The 24572-nt window shown below is 64.5% G+C and carries 22 protein-coding genes; 9 read left to right on the forward strand and 13 right to left on the reverse strand.

The genetic code is table 11. From position 1 onward, the window contains the following. Window positions 1–22: 22 nt before the first annotated feature. Window positions 23–1936 carry a winged helix-turn-helix domain-containing protein gene (locus VMS96_04120; protein ID HVP42590.1) on the reverse strand — a complete coding sequence of 638 codons (1914 nt, stop codon included), beginning with the start codon at window positions 1934–1936 and terminating at the stop codon, window positions 23–25. Window positions 1937–2302: 366 nt separating this feature from the next. On the opposite strand from VMS96_04120, the gene VMS96_04125 reads away from it, so the two are divergent. The 4 genes from VMS96_04125 to VMS96_04140 all read left to right on the forward strand — a co-directional run bounded on the left by VMS96_04125 (window position 2303) and on the right by VMS96_04140 (window position 7468). Then, window positions 2303–3961: a hypothetical protein gene (locus VMS96_04125; GenBank protein HVP42591.1), complete on the forward strand. Its 1659-nt coding sequence runs from the start codon at window positions 2303–2305 to the stop codon at window positions 3959–3961. Window positions 3962–4080: 119 nt separating this feature from the next. Next, entirely contained in the window at window positions 4081–5943 is a 1863-nt protein-coding gene (locus VMS96_04130; protein HVP42592.1) for a M28 family peptidase, read from the forward strand. Between the two features lie 48 nt (window positions 5944–5991). Then, window positions 5992–7047 (forward strand): hypothetical protein, encoded by a 1056-nt coding sequence (locus VMS96_04135; GenBank protein ID HVP42593.1) that lies wholly within the window; start codon window positions 5992–5994, stop codon window positions 7045–7047. 169 nt (window positions 7048–7216) lie between these two features. Then, the gene (locus VMS96_04140) at window positions 7217–7468 is read left to right on the forward strand and encodes a 4Fe-4S binding protein (GenBank protein HVP42594.1); all 252 of its coding nucleotides are present in this window, start codon (window positions 7217–7219) and stop codon (window positions 7466–7468) included. Window positions 7469–7682: 214 nt separating this feature from the next. Here VMS96_04140 and VMS96_04145 read toward each other — a convergent pair whose 3' ends face one another. Then, window positions 7683–8387 carry a pirin family protein gene (locus tag VMS96_04145; GenBank protein HVP42595.1) on the reverse strand — a complete coding sequence of 235 codons (705 nt, stop codon included), beginning with the start codon at window positions 8385–8387 and terminating at the stop codon, window positions 7683–7685. Window positions 8388–8551: 164 nt separating this feature from the next. Here VMS96_04145 and VMS96_04150 point away from each other — a divergent pair, with 164 nt between their 5' ends. Then, window positions 8552–8761 (forward strand): hypothetical protein, encoded by a 210-nt coding sequence (locus VMS96_04150; GenBank protein HVP42596.1) that lies wholly within the window; start codon window positions 8552–8554, stop codon window positions 8759–8761. 345 nt (window positions 8762–9106) lie between these two features. Here the strand turns inward: VMS96_04150 and VMS96_04155 are convergent, their stop codons facing one another. From VMS96_04155 to VMS96_04175, 5 genes are all read right to left on the reverse strand, one after another. Then, a complete protein-coding gene (locus tag VMS96_04155) occupies window positions 9107–10378 on the reverse strand; it encodes a Glu/Leu/Phe/Val dehydrogenase (GenBank protein HVP42597.1) in 1272 nt (423 codons plus the stop codon). Between the two features lie 47 nt (window positions 10379–10425). Beyond that, complete coding sequence (nrfD, locus tag VMS96_04160) at window positions 10426–11628, reverse strand: NrfD/PsrC family molybdoenzyme membrane anchor subunit (protein ID HVP42598.1); 1203 nt, start codon at window positions 11626–11628, stop codon at window positions 10426–10428. Window positions 11629–11631: 3 nt separating this feature from the next. After that, complete coding sequence (locus VMS96_04165) at window positions 11632–12390, reverse strand: 4Fe-4S dicluster domain-containing protein (GenBank protein ID HVP42599.1); 759 nt, start codon at window positions 12388–12390, stop codon at window positions 11632–11634. 33 nt (window positions 12391–12423) lie between these two features. Further along, window positions 12424–13083: a glycine cleavage system protein H gene (locus VMS96_04170; protein ID HVP42600.1), complete on the reverse strand. Its 660-nt coding sequence runs from the start codon at window positions 13081–13083 to the stop codon at window positions 12424–12426. Between the two features lie 194 nt (window positions 13084–13277). Next, the gene (locus tag VMS96_04175) at window positions 13278–14213 is read right to left on the reverse strand and encodes a tetratricopeptide repeat protein (GenBank protein ID HVP42601.1); all 936 of its coding nucleotides are present in this window, start codon (window positions 14211–14213) and stop codon (window positions 13278–13280) included. Between the two features lie 83 nt (window positions 14214–14296). Between VMS96_04175 and VMS96_04180 the strand changes: the two genes are divergently transcribed. Beyond that, the gene (locus VMS96_04180) at window positions 14297–16012 is read left to right on the forward strand and encodes a serine/threonine-protein kinase (GenBank protein HVP42602.1); all 1716 of its coding nucleotides are present in this window, start codon (window positions 14297–14299) and stop codon (window positions 16010–16012) included. 8 nt (window positions 16013–16020) lie between these two features. Here the strand turns inward: VMS96_04180 and VMS96_04185 are convergent, their stop codons facing one another. Then, window positions 16021–17469 (reverse strand): GAF domain-containing protein, encoded by a 1449-nt coding sequence (locus VMS96_04185; GenBank protein ID HVP42603.1) that lies wholly within the window; start codon window positions 17467–17469, stop codon window positions 16021–16023. 20 nt (window positions 17470–17489) lie between these two features. Then, entirely contained in the window at window positions 17490–17729 is a 240-nt protein-coding gene (locus VMS96_04190) for a hypothetical protein (protein HVP42604.1), read from the reverse strand. A 260-nt stretch (window positions 17730–17989) separates the two neighbouring features. Here VMS96_04190 and VMS96_04195 point away from each other — a divergent pair, with 260 nt between their 5' ends. Then, a complete protein-coding gene (locus VMS96_04195) occupies window positions 17990–18682 on the forward strand; it encodes an amino acid racemase (protein ID HVP42605.1) in 693 nt (230 codons plus the stop codon). 134 nt (window positions 18683–18816) lie between these two features. Here the strand turns inward: VMS96_04195 and VMS96_04200 are convergent, their stop codons facing one another. From VMS96_04200 to VMS96_04215, 4 genes are all read right to left on the reverse strand, one after another. Next, window positions 18817–19689 (reverse strand): hypothetical protein, encoded by an 873-nt coding sequence (locus tag VMS96_04200; protein ID HVP42606.1) that lies wholly within the window; start codon window positions 19687–19689, stop codon window positions 18817–18819. Between the two features lie 12 nt (window positions 19690–19701). Further along, window positions 19702–21090, reverse strand: a complete 1389-nt coding sequence (locus VMS96_04205) for a sigma-54 dependent transcriptional regulator (protein ID HVP42607.1) — start codon at window positions 21088–21090, stop codon at window positions 19702–19704. Further along, window positions 21090–22106, reverse strand: coding sequence for an ATP-binding protein (locus VMS96_04210; protein HVP42608.1), 1017 nt, complete (start codon window positions 22104–22106; stop codon window positions 21090–21092). The genes VMS96_04205 and VMS96_04210 overlap by 1 nt, the downstream gene beginning before the upstream one ends. Before the next feature lie 107 nt (window positions 22107–22213). Then, a complete protein-coding gene (locus VMS96_04215; protein ID HVP42609.1) occupies window positions 22214–22627 on the reverse strand; it encodes a secondary thiamine-phosphate synthase enzyme YjbQ in 414 nt (137 codons plus the stop codon). A gap of 88 nt (window positions 22628–22715) precedes the next feature. On the opposite strand from VMS96_04215, the gene VMS96_04220 reads away from it, so the two are divergent. Together VMS96_04220 and VMS96_04225 are read left to right on the forward strand one after the other, a co-directional pair. After that, window positions 22716–23669, forward strand: a complete 954-nt coding sequence (locus tag VMS96_04220; protein ID HVP42610.1) for a tyrosine recombinase — start codon at window positions 22716–22718, stop codon at window positions 23667–23669. Beyond that, window positions 23666–24565: a tyrosine recombinase XerC gene (locus VMS96_04225; protein HVP42611.1), complete on the forward strand. Its 900-nt coding sequence runs from the start codon at window positions 23666–23668 to the stop codon at window positions 24563–24565. The genes VMS96_04220 and VMS96_04225 overlap by 4 nt, the downstream gene beginning before the upstream one ends. Window positions 24566–24572: the final 7 nt, after the last annotated feature.

The following is a 24572-nucleotide window of genomic DNA, read 5'->3' on the forward strand; positions in this document are numbered from 1 at the left end:
CCTTGTTGAGCAAGCTGAGAATCTAATCGGCGAGGTTCATGCGGCGAAGCGCGCTCTGGAAGCGGGGATCAGCGCGCAAGGGATCCCAGGCGGGATCAACCTTGAGGAAGATGAGGCGGGCCGCCCGCTCCTCCACCGCGACATCCAGCCACCGGAAGGCTTCGTCGAACTCGCCGAGCTGCCCATGGATGCGGGCAATGTAGGGACTTAGGATGGCCCGCGCCTGAGGGTGAGCCTTGAGGTCCTGCAGCAGGGCGCGGGCCTTATGGGTCTTGCCGATCCCGGCATAAGCCTGAATCTTGCCAGCCAAATCACCAAGACCGGGAAGTTCTCGCGGTGCGCGCTCGAATTCGTTCAAGGCCTGCGGGTACTCGCCCATCGAAAGCAGAAAGTGCCCCCACCAGATCGGGTTGGCGCCATCCAGTTCGCGGCGGCTTTGGGCCACCGCGCGAGCCTCCTGGAAACGACGCGCATTGACGTAAACCAGCCCACGGCCGCTGGCCACGGTTCGTGAGAGGGGGTCGAGGACAGCGGCGCGCTTGATGGCCCCGATCGCTTCCTCGTGCCGACCCACAGTCGAGAGATACAGGCCGTAGACGTGATTCGACACCGGATTGTTAGGATTCGATAGAAGCGCCTTCTTCAATTCTCGTTCGGAACCGGCCCAGTCCCATTCGTAGTTCCGCAGAATGAAACCCAAGGCCGCATGGCCCTCCGGCAGGGAATCGTCAATCTCGATCGCCCGCAGGGCGGCCGCCTTGGCCAGGGGATAGCCTTCCTTGGGGGGAACAAACTCGCCGGAGGCCAGCCGGTTATAGGCGAAGGCCAGCCAGGCGTAGGCTTCGGCGTAATCCGGCTGCAGCGCGATCGCCCGTTTGAAATGGTCAACGCTGTCGGCTGCCCCTCGCTGCCGTCCGCTGTGCCAGAGAGACAACCCGCGCAGGAACGCCTCGTAGGCCTCCGGCTGGACGATACGGGTGCGCAGCGGGGCAGGCGCGCCGCGCGTCAACTGAAGGCCGATCTCCCGGGCGACGTTCACAGCGATGTCTTTCTGGACGGGGAAGATGCCGCTCAGTTCGCGTTCATAGCTTTCCGCCCAACGATGGCTCTGGTCTTGGACCTGGATCAGTTGCGCGGTGATGCGCACTCGATTCCCATCCCGGCGAACGCTCCCTTCGAGGATGTAGTCGACGTCAAGCTCGCGACCGATCTGGGCGACCGTCTTGCGTGATCCCTTGTAAGCCATGGCCGAGGTACGGGCGATTACGGCGAGCCGGGAGGAGTCGTAGCGACTCAGGTAGGCAATCATCTCCTCGGTCATGCCGTCACTGAAGTACTCCTGCGCCGAATCGCCGCTCAGGTTGGCGAACGGCAGCACCGCCAGCCGCTGCAACCCGGGCACGGTGGTGGGCCGCGGAGAGAACTTCGAGCTGGCTAGATTGACCAGCAGCCCCAGGAGCAAAGCCATTGCCAGGGCAGCGATGGCATGCCGAGGCCTGGTCCTGATTGGCGGCGCCGTTACCGTGGGTCGCACCTCGGCCTGGGAGGCGGGGTCTGCCAGGGGGGCAACGAAGCGGTAGCCGCGACGGGGTACAGTCTCAATGAAGCGGGGGTTCTCGGGGCTATCACCCAAAGCGGTGCGCAGTTTCTGGACGGCCTTGTTCAGGCCGTGTTCGAAATCCACAAAGGTGTCGCCCGGCCAGAGCCGTTCGCGGAGCTGCTCCCGGCTCACCATCTCCCCCGGCGTGGCCAGCAGCATGCGCAGCACCTCTAACGGCTGCTGCTGGAGGTAAATCCTTTTTCCGTTGCAGGTTAGCTCGCCTGAACGAATGTCCAGGGCATAGCCGGCAAAGTACGCCTTGGCGGTCTCAGGAGCGGACGGGTCCTGAACCGTGCCAGAGCTTGGAGCACTCCCCAAGAGATCCTCGACCTCCACGTGGGCAAGATTCTACACCCGTGACCTGATTGGTGGATGCCCTTGATGGGGGACGAATAAACCACCCCCAGGGGATGAATAGGGCATTGTCGGCGTTGGGCGAGCCGGGGAGACTCACCGCGCGTGCGTTCCCGCCAAACCGTCCGGCGGTCCGAATGCAGAGATGAGGGGAGAAAACCCATGATTCGAATGCAAGGCCGGCATGCTTGCTTGGTTACCGGCCTAATGTTGGCGCTCTTGACTGTAGCTTGCGGCGGTAGCGGTGGTTTTACCGCGCTGGGGCCGCCCAACGGTCCTCCGCAGCCGACGGCAACGCCACAGTCCGTCCAAATCGAGCCGAGCCAGGCGACTCTGGTTCCCTTACAGGTGGTGCAGTTCAAAGCCTCAGTAGTCCCCAACGGAGCCGACCAGGCCGTCCAGTGGTTCCTCCCAGCCGGCTGCGATCCCGACCACTGCGGAACGGTGGACAACACCGGGAAATACACGGCCCCCAAATTCCTGCCCGGCTCGCCCACACTGATGCTGCGCGCCATCGCTGTGGCACTGCCGCAACCAGAGACGGAGGCGAGCATCAGAATCATCGCCCCTCCGGAGGAAGACAACTCCCGGAATTACAGTCTGCAGGGCCAGTATGCGGTCCTGGTTGGGACTGCATTCAATTCTGTGATCGACGAGCGGCAAGCACTCGCCGCCACGCTCTACGCCTACGGGGACGGCACGGTTTCCGGGGTCTGCGACGATCCGGGGCACTCGCAGCTGGGAGGCGCGCTGGTCGGGCACTACGCCATCGCCGCCGATTACCGGGCGCGCCTCACGCTGCAATGCGGCGGAGGTCCGACCCGCACCCTGCGGGTCGCCTTCATCCCGCCAGTGGAGGGCGAACCTGCAAGCAAGGGACACATCATCCAGCTGGGCTATCCCTCAGAGGACCTGTCGGCGGGAATGATCGCGCGGCAGGACCCCTCGGCATTCTCGAAGGAGGCCCTGGCCGGGGACTACGCGTTCAGTCTGGGCCCGATGATTGGCCGGTTCACCCTCGGATACAGCGAGGATTTCGCTGAGACCCTTTTCCTCGGCCAGCTCGATCTGCGCTTCGGCTCCTACGAGCAGCGGAACCTTTCCTTCCTCGGCTTCTATGAGGTGGACGCCGACGGCCGTGGCCGGCTCAGCGTGGGTGGCCTGCCGCAACAGACGATGTTCAGTCCGTTCCAGCCGGTCGACCTCCGCGACCTCCTGGTTGAATTTCGGTTCTATGTGATTTCCAGCGACGAACTCGTGCTGCTGCCCACGTTCTCCAAGACCGGCTGTTGTCCGGTGGGGCCGGCGGTGTCGGTCGGACTGGCGCACCGGCAGTCCGGACTTCCACTCTCCAACGAATCGTTGACGGGCAACGCGGTCCTCCTGGATTCGCGGGCTGACAGCGAGCAGCACGTCTACCTCGTCGGAAAGGTCGCACTCGACGGTGCGGGCGCCTTCAACGGTTCCGGAGACCGGTTCAGCGTCTGGTTCGAGTTCGAGGAAAGTAGCCTGCACGAGACAAATGTCCCCATCGCCGGTGTGTACTCGCTCGCGCCGGACGGGCTCGGCGGGGGAAGCATCACCATCAACGGGACGGAGAACCCGCTGTACGTGGTGCGGCCCGGGCGGGCGCTTCTGGGGTTCAATAGCACGCCGACTCACTTGGAGGTCGGCGCCGCCGGTCCGTTCGACGATGGTGCGTTGACGGGCGACTATGCCGTCGGCACACCAATGCCACCGTTCTGGGGCAGAACGGCCGGGAGCTTCAAATCCGGAGGCAATGGCACCGGCCAAGCTGTCCTCGACAGCTTTGTCGTCGGGGTCTCAGGGTCCGTCGTCGAGGACAAAGCTACGGTCACATACACGACGGCGAGCGACGGCCGCACGGTATTCGTATTCACGGATGCCGACGGGAACCACTGGTCGGCTGTGTTCTATCTACTCTCGCCAAGCAAGGCAGTAGGGATCTGGACCCACGCGGCGGGGAGCGGAGTGCTGGAACGATAACCACAAGGCGACGGAGGCGCGGCCAGAGCTGCGCCTCCCGCAGCGTCGAAGCAGAGATTGATTTTGAGGTTCTCCGCGGCCTAGGATGACTGGTTCATCCGTTCATACGAGGAAGGTGTATGAAGGGTCGTCAGTCGTCGGTCGCCAGTCGCCTGCCTGTCCGCGGGGGCGTTCACACTTTGGCATGCGGGCCGGTCTCAGTCCTGCTATTCATCCTGGTTTTCCTCAGTTCCGGTCTCGCCCAGCAGCAGGCGAGTGCCAAGAGATACGTCGAAGATGTGAAGGTGCTGACCGCGCCACAGATGGAAGGTCGAGGGGCGGGTACCGAGGGACTGGCCCGGGCGGCGCAATACATCGAAAACGAGTTCAAGCGGCTGAAGCTGCAGCCGGCGGGGGTGAACGGCACCTACCGGCAGCCGTTCACAGTGACGACCGGCGCCAAGCTCCGGGGCAAGAACCAGCTGCTGGTCCAGGAGAACGGGAAAGACCAGGCGCTCACGCTGGAGCAGGACTACATCCCCCTGAGCTTTTCCTCAGTCGGGGAGGTGAGCGGGCCGCTGGTGTTCGCGGGCTACGGGGCGTCGGCGGACGAGTTCGGCTACGACGACTACCTGCACTTCGACGCCCAGGACAAGCTCGTGGTGGTGCTGCGCTACGAGCCGGCCAAGTTCGAGGAAAAGAGCGGGAAGCAGGGCAAGACCCACCACTCGCACCTGATCACCAAGGCGATCAACGCCAAGATGCACGGGGCCAAGGCGGTGCTGCTGGTCAACGGCAAGCTGGACCCGAAAGAAGAAGACGTGCTGGTGCGCTTCGGCAGCCAGGTCGGGCCGGAAGACGCGGGCATCCCCATCGTGCAGGTGAAGAACGCGGCAGCCGATGAATGGTTCAAGGCGGCGGGGAAGTCGTTGAGCGAAGTGCAGGAGGCGATCGACAAGCAGGGACATCCGGAATCGTTCGCTTTCCCGGCCAGCCTGCGGGTGACGCTGGCGGTGGACATCGAGCGGACACGGGCGACGGTGAACAACATCCTGGCCTACCTGCCGGGCAAGAGCGACGAGTACGTGATCCTGGGCGCGCACTACGACCACCTGGGCTACGGGAACGCGAGCTCGCTGGCGCCGTCGCAGATCGGGCAGATCCATCCGGGGGCGGACGACAACGCCTCGGGGACGGCGGGCGTGCTGGAGCTGGCGCGGCTGCTGGCGCCCGAGAAAGGCAAGCTGGCGCGGGGCATCCTGTTCCAGAGCTATGCCGGAGAAGAGATCGGGCTGCTGGGATCGGCGGACTGGGTGAAGGAACCGACCCGGCCGCTGGACAAGGCGGTCGCCATGATCAACATGGACATGATCGGGCGGCCGAAGAACGGGAAGATCTACGTGGGCGGGGTGGGCACGGGCAGCACCTTCCAGCCGCTGGTGGAGAAGGCGGCCAAGGACCAGGGGCTGACGGCGGAGATCTCCAAGGGCGGCTACGCGGCCAGCGACCACACCTCGTTCCTGCCCAAGAGCATCCCGGTACTGTTCGTCTTCTCCGGGCTGCATACCGATTATCACAAGCCCTCGGACACGTGGGAGAAGATCGACGGCGAGGCGGCAGCCAAGGTCGTCAACATGGTGGAGGAGATCGCGACCGGGCTGGACAACGCCGTGGAGCGTCCGAAGTTCGCCAAGGTGGAGATGGAGGCAGCGCCGGGCGGCGGGGGCGGAGGTGGCTACGGGCCATGGTTCGGGTCGGTGCCGGATTTCGGCGAAGTCCCGAACGGGGTGAAGTTCGCGGACGTGACCCCGGGGTCACCGGCAGCCAAGGCGGGATTGAAGCCGGGGGACATCCTGGTGCAGTTCGGGGAGACGCCGATCAAGAACCTTTACGACTTCACCTTCGCGCTGCGGAAACATAAGGTCGGGGACGAAGTGGAAGTCACGGTACTGCGCGACGGCAAAGAGCTGAAACAGAAAGTGACGCTGGCGCAGAGAAAGTAAGAAGTACGATTTGAAATTTGTAAAGTTCTGAAACACTAAGGACATGGGATGCGGATTGTCATAACCGCTATTTTGCTTTTGTCATCGCTGGCCGCCGTAGGGCAGGAGAAGAAGCTGACCACGCCGGAAGAGGACAAGCACCTGAAGAACGTGAAGCAGCTGACGTTCGGCGGAGAAAACGCCGAGGCGTACTTTTCGGCCGATAACCAGTGGCTGATCTTCCAGCACGCCGGGGAAGGCGTGCCGTGCGACCGCATCTACATGATGCGGGTCGCCGGGGGCGAACCCAAGATGCAGCTGGTTTTCTGGCCGGTCAGCGACGGCAAAGGCAAGACGACGTGCTCGTATTTCTTTCCTGATGGCGACCGGGTGCTGTTCTCGTCCACGGAAGGGGCGGGGGCGGGGTGCCCACCGCGTCCGGATTACTCGCACGGGTACGTGTGGCCGATCTACAGCTCGTATGACCTCTACACCGCCAAGCGCGACGGCAGCGGGCTGAAAAAGCTGACCGATTCGCCGGGCTACGACGCCGAGGCGACGATCACGCGGGATGGCAAGCACATCGTCTTCACCTCGACGCGCGACGGCGACCTCGAGATTTACACCATGGACGCCGACGGGAAGAACGTGAAGCGGCTGACCCACGAGTTGGGCTACGACGGCGGGCCGTTCTGGTCGGCGGACGGGAACAAGATCGTGTACCGGGCGCAGCGGGCAAAGACCAAGGAAGAAGCGGAGGAATACAAGACGCTGCTGAAGCAGGGGCTGATCAAGCCGGGGAACCTGGAGATCTGGGTAATGAACGCGGACGGCTCGGGCAAGCATCAGGTGACGCACAACGGGGCGTCGAACTTCGGGCCCTTCTGGCACCCGGACGGCAAGCGGATCATCTTCTCCTCCAATCTGGCCCAACCCGACAGCATGGAGTTTGACCTGTACCTGATCAACGAGGACGGCAGCGGGCTGGAGCGGGTGACCAGCCATCCTGGGTTCGACGGCTTCCCCATGTTCAGCTCCGACGGGAAGAGGCTGGTGTGGGCATCGAACCGGAACCAATCGCGGCCGCACGAGACCAACATCTTCATCGCGGACTGGGTGGAGTAGGCGAGGCGACTCACGCCCGCCTCGCCCTGGACGGGCGGGGACCCCCGTCCCCACGTGACCTTATGTCCGACCTCACAGCAGGACGTGACGAACATCACGGAGGGACGGCTGGGGCGGACGGTACTTTGGGGATGGCTTCATCCAAGACCCTAGAACGGAGTCATCTTTCATGGCCTACGTGATCACAGATGGTTGTATCAAGGACTCGCTGTGCGTGAATGCGTGTCCGGTCGATTGCATCCACCCCAAGGAAGACGAGGAGAAGTTCGCAGCCGCGACCCAGTTGTACGTGGACCCGGTCACCTGCATCGATTGCGGCGCCTGCGTGGGCGTATGCACGTCCGACTCGATCTTCGCCCTGGACGACGTGCCGGAAGACAAAAAGCAGTTCATCGAGCTGAACGCAAAGTACTACAACTAAGCGGGCACAAGATCCGCAGCATCAGGAGGAAAGAAGGGGACGCAGAGGCGTCCCCCTTTTTCTGTCCGTCGCAGACATCGCCCCACTGCCGTGGGGCTCGCACTACGCTGCGAGCCGCAGGTCCTCACCCCCTCGCTCCGCTCAGGGCTCGGCACTTTCGCGCCTCGGCAAAGCATCCCTACGGGACGGCGCTCAGGATGACAAAAAGCAAGGGTTAGGCCAGGTCGAACAACAGGATCTCGGCGGGCGGGGAATCGGCGCCGGTGAGCTCGACGGACTGTTCGTCGCTGATGGCGGCGCCGTCGCCCTGGCGGAGCGTCTTGCCGTTCACCGTGACCGTGCCGCGGGCCACCTGGACCCAGGCGTGGCGGCCGGGGGCGAGCTGGTGGCTGACGGTCTTGCCGCTGTCCAGCACGCTGCCGTAGATGCTGGCATCCTGGTGGATGGTGACGGAGCCGTCGCGGCCGTCGCGCGAAGCGACCAGGCGCAGGCGGTTGCGTTTGTCGTCGTCGGAAAAGGTCTTCTGCTCGTAGCCGGGCTCCAGGTTCTTCTTCTCCGGGAAGATCCAGATCTGCAGCAGGTGCACCCGTTCGTCCTTGGAGTGGTTGTACTCGCTGTGCAGGACGCCGGTGCCGGCGGTCATGCGCTGCACGTCGCCGGGGCGGATGGTGGAGCCGTTGCCCATGCTGTCCTTGTGGGCCAGCCCGCCCTCCAGCACGTAGGTGACGATCTCCATGTCGCGGTGGGGGTGGGTGCCGAAGCCGCCCCCGGGCTGCACGAAATCTTCGTTGATGACGCGCAGGGAACGGAACTGGTGATGTGCCGGGTCGAAATAATCGGCGAAGGAGAACGTATGCCAGGTATTGAGCCAGCCGTGGTCGAAGTGGCCGCGCTCGGCGGCGGGGCGGATGGTAAGCATGTTCATAACCTCGGCCGATATAGATGCCGGACGAAGCAAGAACGAAGCGAGCGGGCACAACCGGGGGTCCTTCAGGGACTTACCGACGATGCCGCGAGGACCTATCTGGCTGTCGAATCTGCCGCCGGTTTGACCGGCTCCGGGCGGGGCTCCCAATCATGGTCATGCAGACCATCGAGAAGCTCGTCCGGAGAGATGCGCTTGCGGCAGCGGTAGCAGATGATCACCGCGACGGATTTGTCTCCCCACCATCCCATGCGCGCATCATCGACCAGATCGGAGCACAGGACAAGATAACGGGCGTAATGCTCCCTAGTAACCATAAAGGGGACGGGGTGGAAAACCGAGCGGCGGGTCTGAGGATGGTCGCCTGAATCAACCAGCAAGCCAGAGGCGTTGCGTTGAACGTTTGCGTGGCTTTACGCTTGCGACCCTTGCAAATCCGCCGGGCGACTTTCCACCCCGAACTTACGACCGCAGCATAACGCGTTGGCGGGGGAGTACAAGATGACGCCGGTCACCTAGGCGGTTACCGATTTCCACGCGGTTGTGGAAACTAGTGTGGAAAAGCCGGAGATAAATTTCTAAAGGCCGCGCAAGTTGAGGCGTTTCTACAGGTTGCACAGTTTTGAGTGCGGATTGCGGCGGCCTAAATGCGTCGGCGACAAAACCCCCACCCAGGCCAAAACCGGGGCTGGGTGGGGTACAACCCACGGCATTCAATGGCGCGCGCGCAGGGCCGAGGCAATGCGGTCCACCGCGAGCAAGTGGGCGGCGGCGCGCAGGCCGATGTGTTCCCGGGCGCCGCAGTCGTGCACCGCCAGGTAAGCTCTCTGGATGCAGTCCTTCATATGCGCCTCGACATCACCGTTGGTGCGGCAGAGGCCACGCTGGTTGCGCGACCACTCCAGGACCGAGGCCAGCAGGCGCGTGGAGTTGGCGAGGATGTCGGGCACGACCAGCACGCCGCGGTCGGCGAGGATGCGGTCGGCGGCGGGGGTGATGGTCTCCTGCACGGCCTCGACGACCACGCCGGCGTGGACCCTGGCGGCGTTCGCGGCCGTGATCTGGTGTTCGTCGGCGGCGGCCACCAGGAGGTCGCATGAGGTTTCGAGGACCTGCTCGTTGGTCGCGGCTTCGGCACGAGGGAATCCGAGCATGACGTGGTTGGTCTCGACGTAGGACTGGAGCTCGGCGATGTCGAGGCCATGCGGGTTGTGGAGGCCGCCGGAGAGATCGGCGATGGCGACGACACGGGCGCCGGCGTCGTACAGCAGGCGGGCGGCGGCGCCGCCGAGCTTGCCGAATCCCTGGACGGCGACGGTGGCGCCGCGCACCAGGCCTCCGCGCTCCAGCAACACTTGCTCCAGCAGGAGAAAGAGATTGCGGGCGACCAGGGCGTCGAAGGCAGGCAGGCCCCAGAGTCCCTCGGGCTTGCCGGTGACGGCGGCGGCCTCCATGTGGCCCGCGGCGCGGATGAAGCCGTCGAACATCCAGGCGGCGGTCTGGGCGTTGCTGCCGATGCCGGGAGCGAGCACGTCGGTGGCTGGGCCGGCGATGCCGCGCAGGGCATAGACGTACTCCTTGGTGACGTCGCGGAGCTCGCGCTCGCTGAGTCTCTGGGGATCGCAGACGATGGCGCCGGCGCTGCCGCCGAAGGGCAGATCGAACAGGGCGCACTCCCAGGTCGTGGTCATGGCAGCGGCGCGGACGTGGCTAAGGCGCACGTCGGGGGAGTAGCGCACGCCTCCGAGTCCCGGTCCCTGCCAGGTGCAGTGCTGGACGCGGTAGGCGGTGACCATGAGCGGAAGTCCGTCGTTGGTGATGAGCGGCAGGTTGAGCGAGAGCTCGCGCTCGGGATGGCGGAGGCGCTGGACGATCCAGGCCTCCAGATCGAGGTGGCGGGCCGCAGTCTCGAAGTGCAGAGTGGCCTGCACGAGAGGGTCGAAGTCTTCGGTCTCGGCAGTGGGGAGCAGGGTGTCGGAGATCATGGGAACCTCCCCGGGGGTTCGCAGGGGCGGACCCCCGAATCCGTCGATCAATCCGCACTGCCGGGCTGAGGCATGTAGCGCTCAACCACCGGCAGGCGGAAGTGAGGCAGCTCGCGCGGCGGCTCGCTGCGCGGGAAGATGCGCAGGTGGAGCACCGCCAGGCGGAAGGCCAGCACGGCGGCCGTCACCAGCATGATGGTGACCGCCATCTCCGGCCACTTGGGCACGTACCCGGCGTGCGTGGCCCGCTCCAGCGAGGTGATGGAGACGTTGATACGGTGCACAATGAAGCCGGCGACGGTAGCGGCGGCGGCCCAGTACAGCCCGATGGGCTGCTGGAAGACGGGCCGCAGGTTGAACATCACCAGCGGCACCACCACGAACAGCGCCACCTCCAGCCAGAAGTAAGCGGTCTCCTCGACCGGCTTGAAGAGGTAGCCGAGGGCCTGCTGCCGGGCCAGGTCGCCGAAGCGGAAGAGCGCGAACAGCACCAGCAAAGGAATGATCATGCGGCGCAGGTCATCCAGCAGCTTCAGGTCGAGACGGACGTTCAGCGAGCGCACCGAGAGGTACAGGGCCATGATGATGAGGGCCATGCCGGCGGGAATGGCCGACAAGTAGAAGAGTGTCGTCTGGTAATTGCTGTACCAGAGCGGGTACATCTTGCCCTTGAAGATGATGAACAGCCCGCCCAGGAAGGACTGGTGCAGGGAGGAGAGCAGCACGCCGATCAGCACCAGGCCGATCAGGATGCGGTGCTGCCAGGCCAGGAAGAGCTCACGGGCGCGCTTCCAGGGGATCTTCTCGGCCAGCGCCGGGGAGAATTCCAGGGCCAGCACCGTGGTGTAAAGCATGATGCACCAGACCACTTCAAAGAGGACGGAGGAGCGGTTCCACATGACGATGGGGTGCCAGAAGTTCCAGGGCAGCCCCAACTCCCAGGCGTAGCCGGCGCAGACCGAGAGATAGCCCAGGAAGGCGATCAAGACGGCGCAGCGGGCGAGTGGGCGGTAGCGCTCCATGCCCAGCAGGTAAACGCCGCCGGCGATGGCGAAGCCGCCGGCGGAGAGGCCGACGCCGCCCAGGGTGGCCAGCCCGACCCAGATGCCCCAGGGCTGAGCGTTCGACATGTTGGTGGCCACCGCGAATCCCTTCACGAAGCGGAGGTAGGTGGCCCAGAGGCCGGAGGCGAAGATCAGCGCCACCAGCACGCGCCACATCGTGATCTTGTTGGTGATGGTCTGCAACATGGCTCAGCTCCTTTTCTGCGAGTCGTCGACGCGGCTTTCAGCCAGCGCGACCTCGCGCTTGCGCTGCGTGAACCAATAGAGGCCGGAGAGCAGGGAACCGCCGACCAGGACGACGGTCGGCACTTCGCCCAGCGCGGCGGCGCTCAGCGTGGGCAGGGGCTGGTTCATGGGCGCGGTCACGAAGCCCAGGTCCTCGAAGGGGACGTCGGAGAGATAGAAGACGGAAGTGCCGCCCACCTCGATCTCGCCGTAGATCTTGCGGACGTAGGCCGGGTTCTCCGCGATGCGCTTGTGGGCCTCGGCCAGCAGGGCCTCGCGGTCGCCGAACATGGTGGCGCCGGTGGGGCAGACCTCGGCGCAGGCCGTGGGCTTGCCGGCAAGGGTGCGCTCGGCGCACAGGTCGCACTTGGTGACGTAGGGCGCCAGCTTGCTCCATTCGTACTTGGGGACGTCGAAGGGGCAGGCGATCATGCAGTAGCGGCAGCCGATGCACTTGCTGCCGTCGTAGCGCACGGCGCCTTCGCTGGTCTTGATGAGAGCGCCGACCGGGCAGGCCGAGGCGCAGGCCGGGCTCTGGCAGTGCATGCACTGGCGGCGGACGAACTTGCCGCCGCGCTCGCTCACCACGGTCAGCGCGGTCTCGGAGAGCGCGGTCTCGTGTTCCTTGGGAAATCCGTGGAGCTCCTTGCAGGCTTGCTCGCAGGCCTGGCAGCCGACGCACTTGGTGATGTCGATCAGTAACGCGTTCGATCTGGTTTCCATGGTCATAACCTCCTCATGCGTTCACTGCCACAGCTAGGTCAAAAGGAATTCACGGACGACGCGGCGCTGGAGGACCGGCTCCAGGCGCTTGAGCAGACCGGCGACCGGCTGCCCGCCATCCTGCATGACCGCAGCCGACTGAGCAGTCATAGCAGCCAGGCGGCTGAGCGTGCCCTGCATCCAGGGCGCGACCATCGGCCCCTGCACCAGGTTCTTGAGATTGGTGTTGATCTCGGGCGACTTGATGACGCAGATCCAGCCTTCCTTGTAGGGATCGGCGACCGCCAGTTCGGGATTGGCGAGCACACCCTGGTTGACCGAGACCAGCACGCCTTCGATGGGAGAGAGCATGTCCACGGTCTGGCCGTCGAAGCAGACGCTCCACAGCCTCTGCCCTTGACGCACCCAGCGGTTCAGGGCGGCGACTTCAATGCGCTCCGGCTTGCCGATCAGGGTGGCGGCGAAGGAGTCCAGCCCGATGCGAGCGTTCTGATTGCCTTCGTCGAGCGCCCAGGTATGTCCGGGATGGAAGAAGTAGCCGCGGGGAAGATCGAAACCCATCTCGCGGGTCATCACCGGTTGCAGAGGCGGGGCCAGGGTCCGGGCGACCGCCGTGCCGACATCCCTGCCCTTGACGAAATAGGTGATCACCATGATGAGCAGGAAGGTGAGCAGTACAAAGAGGATCGACATACGCGCCTCCTGACTTCCACTGTGGACAGAGCACGTTGGGGCGCAGTCGGAATGTGGTGAAGGGAAAGGGGTTGGGGGAGGTCAGGAGAGTGGGCGCTGGATTTCGCCTAGCGAAATGCGTGGAAGCGATGCGTTTTGCAGGGGCGTAGAAGCAGCCCGCCACGAATTCTCGTCGGATTGGTTATTGTGCTCCTCTAACGACAGAATTTTTGCAGCTCTGGAGGCGGTGGCAGTGGAATTGCGTCGAATTCGCCGGGCCACCCTGTGCAGCCATGAGCGACCACGGCGCGGGCGAAGTCCTTCTCGAGTTTGCGGGCCTTCGTCTTGCCTTCTTCTGTGCGGACGCTGCCAAGATCCGCTTCAAGTGATTGGAGATCATCCGATCTAACGTCTGGATATCCTGCGTCAGAACTGACGAGGAACCACACATAGCCGTTGAACTTGTCGCGATCTACCCCCCGCCCCTCTTTCAACAGCGTGCCGAGCCGGTACTGAGCCTGCGGAAGGCCCTGCTCGGCGGCCTTTTGAAACGACTCCGCAGCCAGAGTGTATTCCTGCCTTTCCAGCCGGATCATACCCAGCAAATATTCGCCGAAGGGATCGCCCTGCGTGGCGGACTTCTGTAGCCATGCGGCGGCCTCAGTCACGTCGCGCGGCGGAATCAGGCCGGCGAGAATCAGTCGGCCGACGAGCCATTGCGCGAGGGGATCGTTCTGTTGTGCCGCCTTCTTATACCAAGTCAGTGCGTGCGACGCGTCCTTGGTGACGAGTAGGCCCGTCTCGTAGAGATAGCCGAGCACCACTTGTGCTGGCACGTATCCCATCTCTGCAGATCTGCGGAACAAGCTGACGGAGTTGAGGTCACTGCGGCTTTGGCTGCTTCCGATAAGGCCGTTCATCGCGCGCTCATATAATTGCGACGCACTATCAGCCTGGGAAGCCGTTTGCGCAAGAACCTGGCTGAACCCGACAGCCGATAGCGAGAGAATCAGCACAACCAAACACCACCGCACGGTCCGCTCCTTCGAAACAAGCTTATCAGGAGAGGAACAACGAAACGGCAAGCAATCGCCCGCCGGCGCGGGTTTTTCTCTTGTGCGGTGCTCCCACTGCTTTGCAGTGGCCTTCAAATCCTCCCAGGCGGCTCGACCTTTCCTTGACCATCCGGGAGCGGCAGAGCATAATTTCGCCGCTTTCCACAGGAGTCCTGGCCATGAGTGAGTCCCCGATCAAGCGCATAGGCGATTACGAGATCCTTGGCGAGTTGGGCGCGGGCGGCATGGGCCGCGTGTACCGGGTGCGCAACGTCCTGACCGACCGGGTCGAAGCCATGAAGGTGCTGCTGCCCAACCTGCAGGGCCATGAAGAGGTGGCGGCGCGTTTCCTGCGCGAGATCAAGGTGCTGGCGGCGCTCAACCACCCCAACATCGCCGCCCTGCGCACGGCCCTGACCATCGAGAACCAGTTGGTCATGGTGATGGAATACGTGGAGGGCGAATCGCTGTCGTCGCGGCTCAATGCCGGGGCCATCCCGATCGCGGATGCGCTGAATTATCTCGACCAGGTGCTGGACGCGCTCAGCTACGCGCACAAGAACCACGTCATCCACCGCGACATCAAGCCGGCGAACATGATGCTGACCCGCCAGGGAGTCGTGAAGTTGATGGACTTCGGCATCGCCCACACCGAGGCGGCCGAGGACGCCAAGAAGCTCACCGCAACCGGCTCGACCCTAGGATCCATCAGTTACATGTCGCCGGAGCAGGTGAAGGGCGAAAAGACCGACGAGCGTTCCGACCTCTACTCGCTGGGGATCTCGCTCTACGAGATGGTGACGGGGAAGAAGCCGTTCGATGAGGGCAGCAGCTTCTCTATCATGGCGGCGCACATCAACCAGGCGCCGACGCCGCCCATCGAGTTGCATCCCGACATCCCGCCGCTGGTCAACCAGCTGATCCTGAAGTCGATCGCCAAGCCGCCAGGCGAGCGCTACCAGACGGCGGACGCGTTCCGCGCGGCCGTGCGCCAGGCGCGCGCTCTGGTGCCGGCGGACGACCGGACGATCGTGCGGGGCTCCAGCGACTACACCTTCGCCAATGCGCCCACGGTCGGCACCGTAGCGGCCAACGACCGGACGGTCGTGCAGGGCTCGACCGACAACACCATCGCGGCGTCGATGGCGCCAACGGCGCCGAACCCGGCGATCCCCAGCGTGCCGGCGCCGGCTGCAAGCGCAGCTCCAACTGCTCCGGCGGCGCCCACCTACCGTCAGGCCTTCGCGACAGTCCCGGCACCTCCTCCGCGGCAGGCAGCCGCGCCGCAGTATGCAGCAGCGCCCGCTTCCCATCCGCCCGTCGCAGCCTCCGGCAGCCACCGTGGGCTTTACATCGCGCTCGGGGGGTTGCTGGTGGTCGTGGCCCTGGTCGCCGCCGGACTCTATATGCCGGGGCACAAGAAGGCTTCCGCATCCGACGCCGTGCAGCCGACCAAGGCGATCCAGGAAGCGCCGGCACCGACCCCGCCGCCAGCCGCGGCTCCAGCAGCCGCGCCCACACCAGCGGGTTCGACTGCGGACGCTGACGCTCTCGCCCGCGCCAAGGCGCAACGGCTGGCGCAAGAGAAGGCGGCCGCGGAAGCTGCTCGCGCTGCCGCCGAGCGGAAGGCGCAACTCGACGTGGTGGAGCACCAGATCGACCAACTGACCGGGCGCGCAGGTGCGGTGAACGCCAGCCTCAACACCCTGCAGCGCCAGCAGAACGCGTCCGGATATGGGCTGCGCGGCGACATGGCCTCGGCACAGAGCCGGCTGAACGTCAATCTGGCCAAAGCCCAGAACGCCATCCAACACGAGGACCTGGAGCGCGCCAAGCGCTATGCGGCGGAAGCCGAATCCGACCTCGAGACGCTGGAGAAGTTCCTGGGCAGATAAGCAGCGGGCTAGTGAAACTCGGTGCGATGGGGCAGGTACGGAACGTATCCGTACCGCTTCTTCGGCTGGGTCAGGGCTTCCACCTTGCGGAGCAGGAAGTTGAGCGGCTTCAAGGCGAGTCCGCGCCCGATCAGCGCGATCACTGCCACCACCAGGAACATGAGATTCCAGCCGCGGACCACGGCGCGGAATGAGAAGAAGTCCTCGGCAAACTGCATCCCCGGCTCGACCACCTGGGTGATGTACTCGAACAAGCGCGATCCGTGCACGGCGCCGGGCCGGATGACCGGGCCAACCAGGAAGTAAACGAAATAGCAGAGCGGCACGGCGAGCGTCGCCAGCGACAGGATCTTGCGCAACCCCAAGGCCGACCAGTACACCACCCGCTTCCACTCGCGGTAATGCGGGTCCCTGATCTGGCCGAGGACCATGGTCGGCCAGACCAGCGACTTGGGCGGCACGATCTCTGCGCGGGACTCCTCGGCGATGAGCGTGCTGTGCGGAGCGGCCACGGCGCTGTCCGCGGTCTCGGCAGGGACGGGCTCTGGGGGCGGCTCGGGCGCCCGACTGGGGAGCGGTTCCCCCGGCGGCAGGAATTCGACGACCGCCTGGGAGAGGCGCTGCAGGGCCGCAATGTCGCCGAGGTCGAAGACATTCGGCTTGCTGGAAAAGACCTCGAACACGCCCTCGACCCGCCCGCCGTGCTTGACTGGCACCAGCAGCGCCGCCCGCAGACGCAGGGCCCGACAGACTTCGGCGTTCACGGTGGGATCGGATTCGGTATCGGGACAGAGCACCGGTTCGCCCGACCCCACACACCTTCCTGAAAGTCCGGCCTGGGGATCGAGCCGGGCGCCAAGCGCCGGCGCATTGCCGGCCCGGGCGCGGCAGAGGATGGCGTCATCCTTACGAAGGACGATGGCGGCGCCGTCGGCCGCAGTCATCACCATCATCTTGCGGATGAGCGCCTCCAGGCCGGGATGGTCCGCCTCCGCTTCCCATTCGGTGATGGGGCGGGGTCCCGGAGACCGAGGCAAGGCGGCGACGGCGATGGCCGGCTCGCTCCCCACAGGCGCAGGGTCATCATTTCCCGGGTGGGCTGCGGCTTGCTCGCCGCAGAGCCACTGCGCGAGTCTCGCCTGGCTGTTGTGCGAGAAGGCAAGGAAGCGCAGACCGGCGACACCGGAGGTGTGTGTCCACACCATCTCGCAGTTGACGCTGATGTCGGAGCCGTCGGGAAGAGAGAAGGAAATGGCCGAGCCGGCGGGGAGGTCCGGGGCCCTGGGAGCTGCTACCCGCATGCCGCCCTCGCTCAAGTCGAGAACGCGGGCACGGGAGGCGGCGTCGATTTCTGCGCAGATCCCCTTGCCTTCGACCGTGCGACGCGCAAAGCGGCGCCGCGCCGACCTTGGAGGGTACGCGTACGAGCCGGGAACCGGGATTCCCGCGATCGCCATCCTAGCCCCTTACGGGATCCTCACGGGAGCTGCTTGGATCCGGCATCCCAGGCGGAGTAGCCGGGGTCCTTGGCGCCCGCCGGCCGCATCATCATGGGCGGCACCGGCATGGCGCTCAGGGAAGAGGCTCCCGCCGAAACGACGTCGCCGGATTCTTCATCGCTGAGCAGCTTGATGGTGTGGCGCAACGCCTCGATGTCGCGCTGGGTCTGCTCCAGCAGTTGTTCCTTCGCCCTCAGAACCTCATGGATGTTCTTCATCAATCACCTCCGGGCGTCCGCAGGACGCTCCACGATGGGCCCTCGGCCGGTTCGTGGCTGGGGCTGGAACCAAGTTAAGCAACAATATGCCTCAATTTCTGGGCAAGGTAAACAGGTTTTTTAGGATTTCTTGGGTGAAATACTGGGTTTTGCCCTAAGCAGGCTGATTTCTGCCGTTTAGGCTGGCTTTTGTCGGGTTGCTCGGGCGGGAACGGTTGCCATGGCGGCGGCCGTAGTCCGCTTGGCTTATCGTAAGTGCCATGAAGACCGCGGGCATGATCGGCGGGCTGGGGCCCGAATCCACCATCGACTACTACCGCTTGATCATCGCGGGCTACCGCGCGCGGCGGGGGAACGCCGGATACCCGGAGTTCATCATCTGCAGCCTTGACGTGGACAAGGGGATCGAGCTGGTGGACAGCGGGCGGCTCGCCGAGCTCACCGAGTACCTGGCGTCCGGGGTCGAGAAGGTAGCGCGGGCCGGCGCCGACTTCGGCTTCTTTGCCGCCAACACGCCGCACATCGTCTTCGACCAGGTGCAGGCGCGGTCGCCGATCCCCCTGATCAGCATCGTTCGCGCCACCTCCGACCGCGCCAGGGCGCTGGGGATGAAGAAAGTCGGGCTCTTCGGCACCGGCTTCACCATGCGCGGGACCTTCTATCCCGAGGAGTTCCGGCGGGCGGGGATAGCACTGGCGGCGCCGAAGGAGGCGGAGATTGCTTTCATCCACGAGAAGTATCTCGGTGAGCTGCTGATCGGCAAGTTCCTGCCGGAGACGCGCGCCGAGGTGCTGCGGATCGCGCAGCGGATGAAAGCCGAAGACGGTGTCGAGGCTATCGTGCTGGCGGGGACGGAGTTGCCGCTGCTGTTACGCGAGGGCAAGTCCGACATCGAGTTCCTGGATACAACAGTGATCCACGTGGAGGCGGTGGTGGAGGAGCTGCTGCGGTGACTTCAGTCGTCCCTACGGGACTCATTTCTTCAAACGGCCGCTGACCCGGCAGTAAACTGCCGGCCTATTTTTCATTAAGCGCCTCCGGCGCGAGCGGGCCGGCGCGAGGGGCGTGGGCCACGTTGTCGGAATCGCTAGCGAGCAGATTTCTTGGTCGGTTCCCATCGGGGACAGTCGGACCGTGTTGTCGTATTGTTCCACTCTGCTTGCCCGGCAATGCCTTCGATGGCCATCTGAAATGCCCAAAGCTGAAGAGGTCCACCGCCAGCGTATTCGACAACTTCGTGCGTCTTATCACCTGCAATCACGCGCATCGACCTGAAGTTTCCATGCGTGATGTCGCGCTCATAGTTCGACCTCAGGCTAAAGAATCCATTCCACTCCAATGAGAACCCAAGGCGTGCGAAGTCACCCGGCCAAACGCGGCCATGCCTGATCTCACAAAAGGTGCGGCGGTCCTTCGGATTCGCTGCTCGGCAGCGCTCTGTGTACTGAATGGCGCTGCCATCACTTCGAACGATGATTCTGTGCTGAGCACACAGGATGGATGTTGCGACGCTTTCGAAATCGACCTCACTCACTGCGGTAAACAGTCGGGGCTCTCCAGCAATCTGCAACTCGCCTTGAATCCAGCGCTGAAGCAAGAGCTCCGGAAATCGCCCGGAAAGGTGGTTCTGCAATACGTTCAACCATTCCAAGTGAGTCAAACCTCCTAACTCATCCGGGATCTTGCCGGTCAGGTTGTTGTCCAGAAGATCGATGCTCGTGACCGTGCCGCCTTCGATTCCGAAGTCGCAGCGAACCCCATACCACATACACTCCGTACCGACGGGGCCGAGCCATCCGTCGTGCTTTTTCCAGTTTTCGCCCTGGCTGCTGTTGTAAAGCGCGATCAGTGCACCTCGTTCTTGTGGCGGTATTGGAACGGCCTTTCTTCCGGGGGTTTGGCCAAATACAAGCAGTGAGACGAAAACAAGTACGCAAAGAGCAAACATTAGCCAGCGCATGCTGCATTGTAATCAGTTATCCGAGTGCGAACGCTTGAGGCGGCGGAGCAGGGAAGTGGGGTGGATGCCCAGGATGCGGGCGGCCTGGGTCTTGTTATTGCCGCTGGCGGTCAGCACTTCCTGGATGTAGCGGTCTTCCAGTTCGTCGAGGCTCAGGAACTGGTGGCCGGTGGGAGAAACGTCGAAGCCGGACGACATCGGGGGCTCCGCGGCCTTAGGCCGCACGTAGTCGCGGATCTCCTCGGGCAGGGAGGCGGCGTCGATGTCGCCTTCCGGGGCCAGGATCATGGTGCGCTCGATGACGTTGCGCAATTCACGGACGTTTCCCGGCCAGGGATAGGAAGTCAGGAGCTCGGCGGCGGCGGGCGTCAGGCCGGTAAAGTTCTTCTTTAAGTCCCGGTTGTAACGCTGCATCAGGTCTAAGGCTAACGGCACGATGTCTTCCTTGCGCTCGCGCAGAGCGTGAATTCGCAGGGGGACGACCGCCAGGCGGTAATACAGGTCCTCGCGGAACTTGCCGGCGGCGATCAGCTCCTTCAGGTCCTTGTTGGTGGCGGCGATGATGCGCACGTCCACGCTGATCACCCGGGTGCCACCGAGACGCATGAAGGTGCCTTCCTCGAGGACGCGCAGCAACTTGGCCTGGACGTTGAGCGACATGTCGCCGATCTCATCAAGGAAGAGGGTGCCGTGGTTGGCGCGCTCGATGAGGCCTTCCTTGCGGCGGCGGGCGTCGGTGAAGGCGCCCTGCTCGTAGCCGAAAAGCTCGCTCTCCAGGAGGGTCTCGGGCAGGGCGGCGCAATTCAGCTCGATGAGGGGCATGTGGGCACGGGGGCTGTGGTAGTGGATGGCCTTGGCCAGCACTTCCTTGCCGGTGCCGCTTTCGCCGGTGACGAGGATGGTGGTGCGGTCGCTCTCGGCGGCTTTGCGGCAGACCTCGAGCATCTCGCGCACGTCGGGATTGAGGGTGACGACGCGGCCGAAATCGTAGCGTCCCTTGGCGTTCTGCACCGACTCGCTGACCCGGACGCGCAGGGCGAGCATCTCGGTGGCGCGGCGGACGGTGTTCACCATGTCGGCGAGGTGGAAGGGTTTGACCAGGAAGTCGTAAGCGCCGAGCTTCATGGCTTCGACCGCGCGGTCCACCTGGTGGTAGGCGCTCATCATGATGGCGATGGTCTGCGGAGACTGCTGCTTGATCTCGCGCAGGACCTCGACGCCATCCATGCCGGGCAGCACCACGTCGAGCAGCACCAGGCTGGGATGGTCCTGGGCGAACCTCTCCAGGGCCTGTTCGCCACTAGTGGCGACCTCCACCTCGAAACCTTCCTCGCGGAGGGCGCGGCTGATGGTGCGCAGGGTGAGCGCCTCGTCGTCCACGACCAGGATGGAGTAGGCCATCAGGTCACCACCTCTTCAAATTCCGGGGCCGGGCGGCCGACCTGGCGGATGGGCAGAGTGATGCGCACGGTCGTGCCCTGGCCGGGGTTGCTCTCGATGCGCAGATCGCCCTTGTGACTGCGCATATAGGACTGGCTGATACTCAGGCCGAGCCCCGTGCCCTTGCCGCGCTTGGTGGTGAAAAAGGGCTCGGTGACGCGGGGCAGGATGTCCGCGGGGATGCCGCAGCCGGTGTCGGAGACGGCGATCTCGATCTGTTCCTCGAACTTCACCTTGCGGGCGGTGACCGCGATGCGCCCGCCCTCGTCGGTGGCCTGGCCGGCGTTGAGCAGCAGGTTCATCAGCACCTGGGAGAGCTGGTTGGCGTCGGCCGAGATCTGGGGCAGGTCGGGGGGGACATCTTTCACCAGCTCGATACCGTGGAACAGCGGCTGGTGGCGGAGGAAATCCAAGGTGTCTGTGACCAGGCGATCGAGATGGATCTTGCTGATCAGCAGGGGCCCGGGGCGGGCATAGTTCAGTAGGCCATGGATGGTGGCCGAGATGCGTTTTGCGCCCTCGATGCACTGCTCGAGCTCGGCGCGCTGCTCCGCGTCGCGGGCGGCGCGCAGCTCCAGCTCCAGGTGGGAGAAGATGCCGAGCAGGGGATTATTGATCTCGTGGGCGGCGCCCATGGCGAGCTGGGCCAGGGCGGCATACTTCTCGTATTCAGCCAGCTGGGCCTGGAACTGGTGTTTTTCGCGGGCCAGTTCTCGTTGCTGGCTGAGGCGGTTGGCCAGCTCCTCCTGGGCCAGGTCGCGTTCCTGCTCGCGCTGCCGGGCCGTCTCCAGGGCACGGGCCAGGTCGGCGCAGGTTCGCTGGTAGCGCCGGCGAGTGGTCCACCACACGACCACCGCGAGAACGAGGGCGCCACCGGTGACGGCGATGATGAATTCGTGGGTCAGAAAAAACGACGGGAGGTCAAGGACGGCGCAGCCGACCGGAATCGACGCACATCCGGGCGCGCACGGGGACACTTTCCGCTCCCTTCTTGCTACACCTCAACAATGGAACGTAGAGCGGAAACCGGCAGTGATTCCGGTCACCCGAAGACGTGACCCACGACATCGACATCGGGCCGGTCTCATTCGCCCATCACCTTCACCAGCACGCGCTTGCTGCGCTGGCCGTCGAATTCGGCGTAGAAGACGCGCTGCCAGGTGCCGAAATCGAGGCGGCCGGCGGTGACGGGCACGATCACCTGGTGGTGCACCAGGATGGCCTTCAGGTGGGAGTCGCCGTTGTCCTCGCCGGTGTGATGGTGGCGGTACTCCTGGCGGAAGGGCGCCAGCTTTTCCAGCCAGTCGTCGATGTCCTGGATCAGGCCCGACTCGTCGTCGTTCACATAGACGCCGGCGGTGATGTGCATGGCGGAGACCAGCACCATGCCCTCCTTGATCCCGCTCTTGCGCACGATGGCCTCCACCTGGGGCGTGATGTGCACGTATTCGCGATGCCTCTTGGTATGGAAGGTCAGGTACTCGGTGTGGAATGTCATACGGCTAAAGAGTGTAAAGAAAAAGGCCGCTGGCGAGGGAACCAAGGCAGGTATCGCGGACAACGTCCGATAATGCGAAGATGGCCACGTGTCGGGAACCGGCAAGAACCAGCAGGTGATCGCGGCTTTCAGCGACTATCTGAAAGTCGAGAAGGGACTGGCGCGGCTGACGGTCGCGGCCTACACCGCCGACCTGCTGCAATTCGCAGAGTTCCTGGAAGGGCGTCGCCGGGCGCTGCTTGCGGCCAGGCGCGACGATGTCCGTGACTTCCTGGACCGGCTGTTCGCCAACCGGCTGGACGGGCGCTCGGTGGCCCGCAAGCTCTCGACGTTGCGTCATTTCTACAAATACCTGCTGCTCGACCGGATGGTCGAACACGATCCGACCTTGAACCTGGAGACCCCGAGACAATGGAAGGTGCTGCCCAAGGCGCTTTCGCGGGAGGAGATCGGCGGCCTGCTGGGGCCGCGCGCGCGCGCCCCAAGGTCCAAGCTGGAGCAGGCGGTCGCCGCCCGGGACCGGGCGATGCTGGAGGTGCTCTACGGAGGCGCGCTGCGGGTCTCGGAGATGGTCGGAGTGAAGCTGGAAGACCTGAAGCTGGAGCTTGGTTACGTCCTGGTGCGGGGCAAGGGAGACAAGGAACGCATCGTGCCCCTGGGGAAGCCGGCGGTCGATGCGCTGGAGGACTATCTGAAGAACTGGCGGGGCGCGTTGGCGGCCGGGAAGGGAAGCCCGCTGTGCTTCATTGCGAGGGGAGCTCGGGCCCTGACGCGGCAACGGGTGTGGCAGATGGTGCGGGCAGCGTCGGCTTCGGCGGGACGAGCAGCCAGCCCGCACATGCTGCGCCATAGCTGCGCCACCCACATGGTCGAGAAAGGCGCCGACCTGCGCACGGTGCAGACCATCCTCGGCCATGCCGACATCGCCACCACCCAGGTGTACACGCACCTGGCGCTCGACCGCCTGAAGACCGTGTACCGGGACCATCATCCGCGGGCAAAGAAAGGCCACCACAGAGGCGCGGAGACAGGGAGCGAATGAAGGTCGAGAAGGACATCGCGAAGTTCTTGAGATCGTTGCGCGAGAAAAACGCATCGCTGCACACCATCCGGGCGTACACCAATGACCTGGGGCGCTTCGCGGCTTTCGTGGGAGAGGGCGCAGCGTGGAAAGACGTCGACCACGTTCGCATCCGCGGCTTCCTGTCGCACCTCTACGAGAGCGGCCTGAGCAAGACGTCGGTGGCGCGGTCGCTGGCGGCGTTGCGTTCGCTCTACCGCTGGCTGGCCCAGGAAGGGGTGGTGGAGCAGAACCCGGCGTTGCTGGTGTCCACGCCTAAGCTGCCGAAGACGCTGCCGCGGGTCCCCACCATCGAGGAGATGAACGCGGTGCTGGACGGAGGGGCGCCGGAGTGCGCCGCCTGGCCGGAGCGCGACCTGATGATCCTGGAACTGCTCTATGGTTGCGGCATCCGCAACTCGGAACTGGTGGGGATCCAACTGGATGATATCCGCTGGTCCAACGGGGCCATCCTGGTGCGCGGGAAGGGCAAGAAGGAGAGATACGTGCCGTTCGGAGAGGCGGCGACCGCCGCCCTCGAGGCGTACCTTCCCACGCGCCAACAGCTCCTGAGCGAGCAGAAGAGAAAGGGGAGCATGCGAGCGCTGCTGCTGAGCCGTCGGTGTACGCCTCTGACCACCCGCAGCGTGGGCCGCATCGTGAAGCAGATCGCGGTGGCCAAGGGGCTCTCGCCCGACGTGCATCCGCATACCCTGCGGCACGCCTTCGGGACGCACCTGCTGGAAGAGGGAGCGGACCTGCGCGCCATCCAGGAGCTGCTGGGGCATGAGCGGCTCTCGACCACCCAGCGCTACACCCAGCTGTCGATGAAACAGGTCCTGCAGGTGTACGACGCCACCCATCCGCGGGCGAAATAGCCGCCAG

Source organism: Terriglobales bacterium (assembly GCA_035543055.1).
Classification (GTDB): Bacteria; Acidobacteriota; Terriglobia; order Terriglobales; family Acidobacteriaceae; genus JAIQFD01.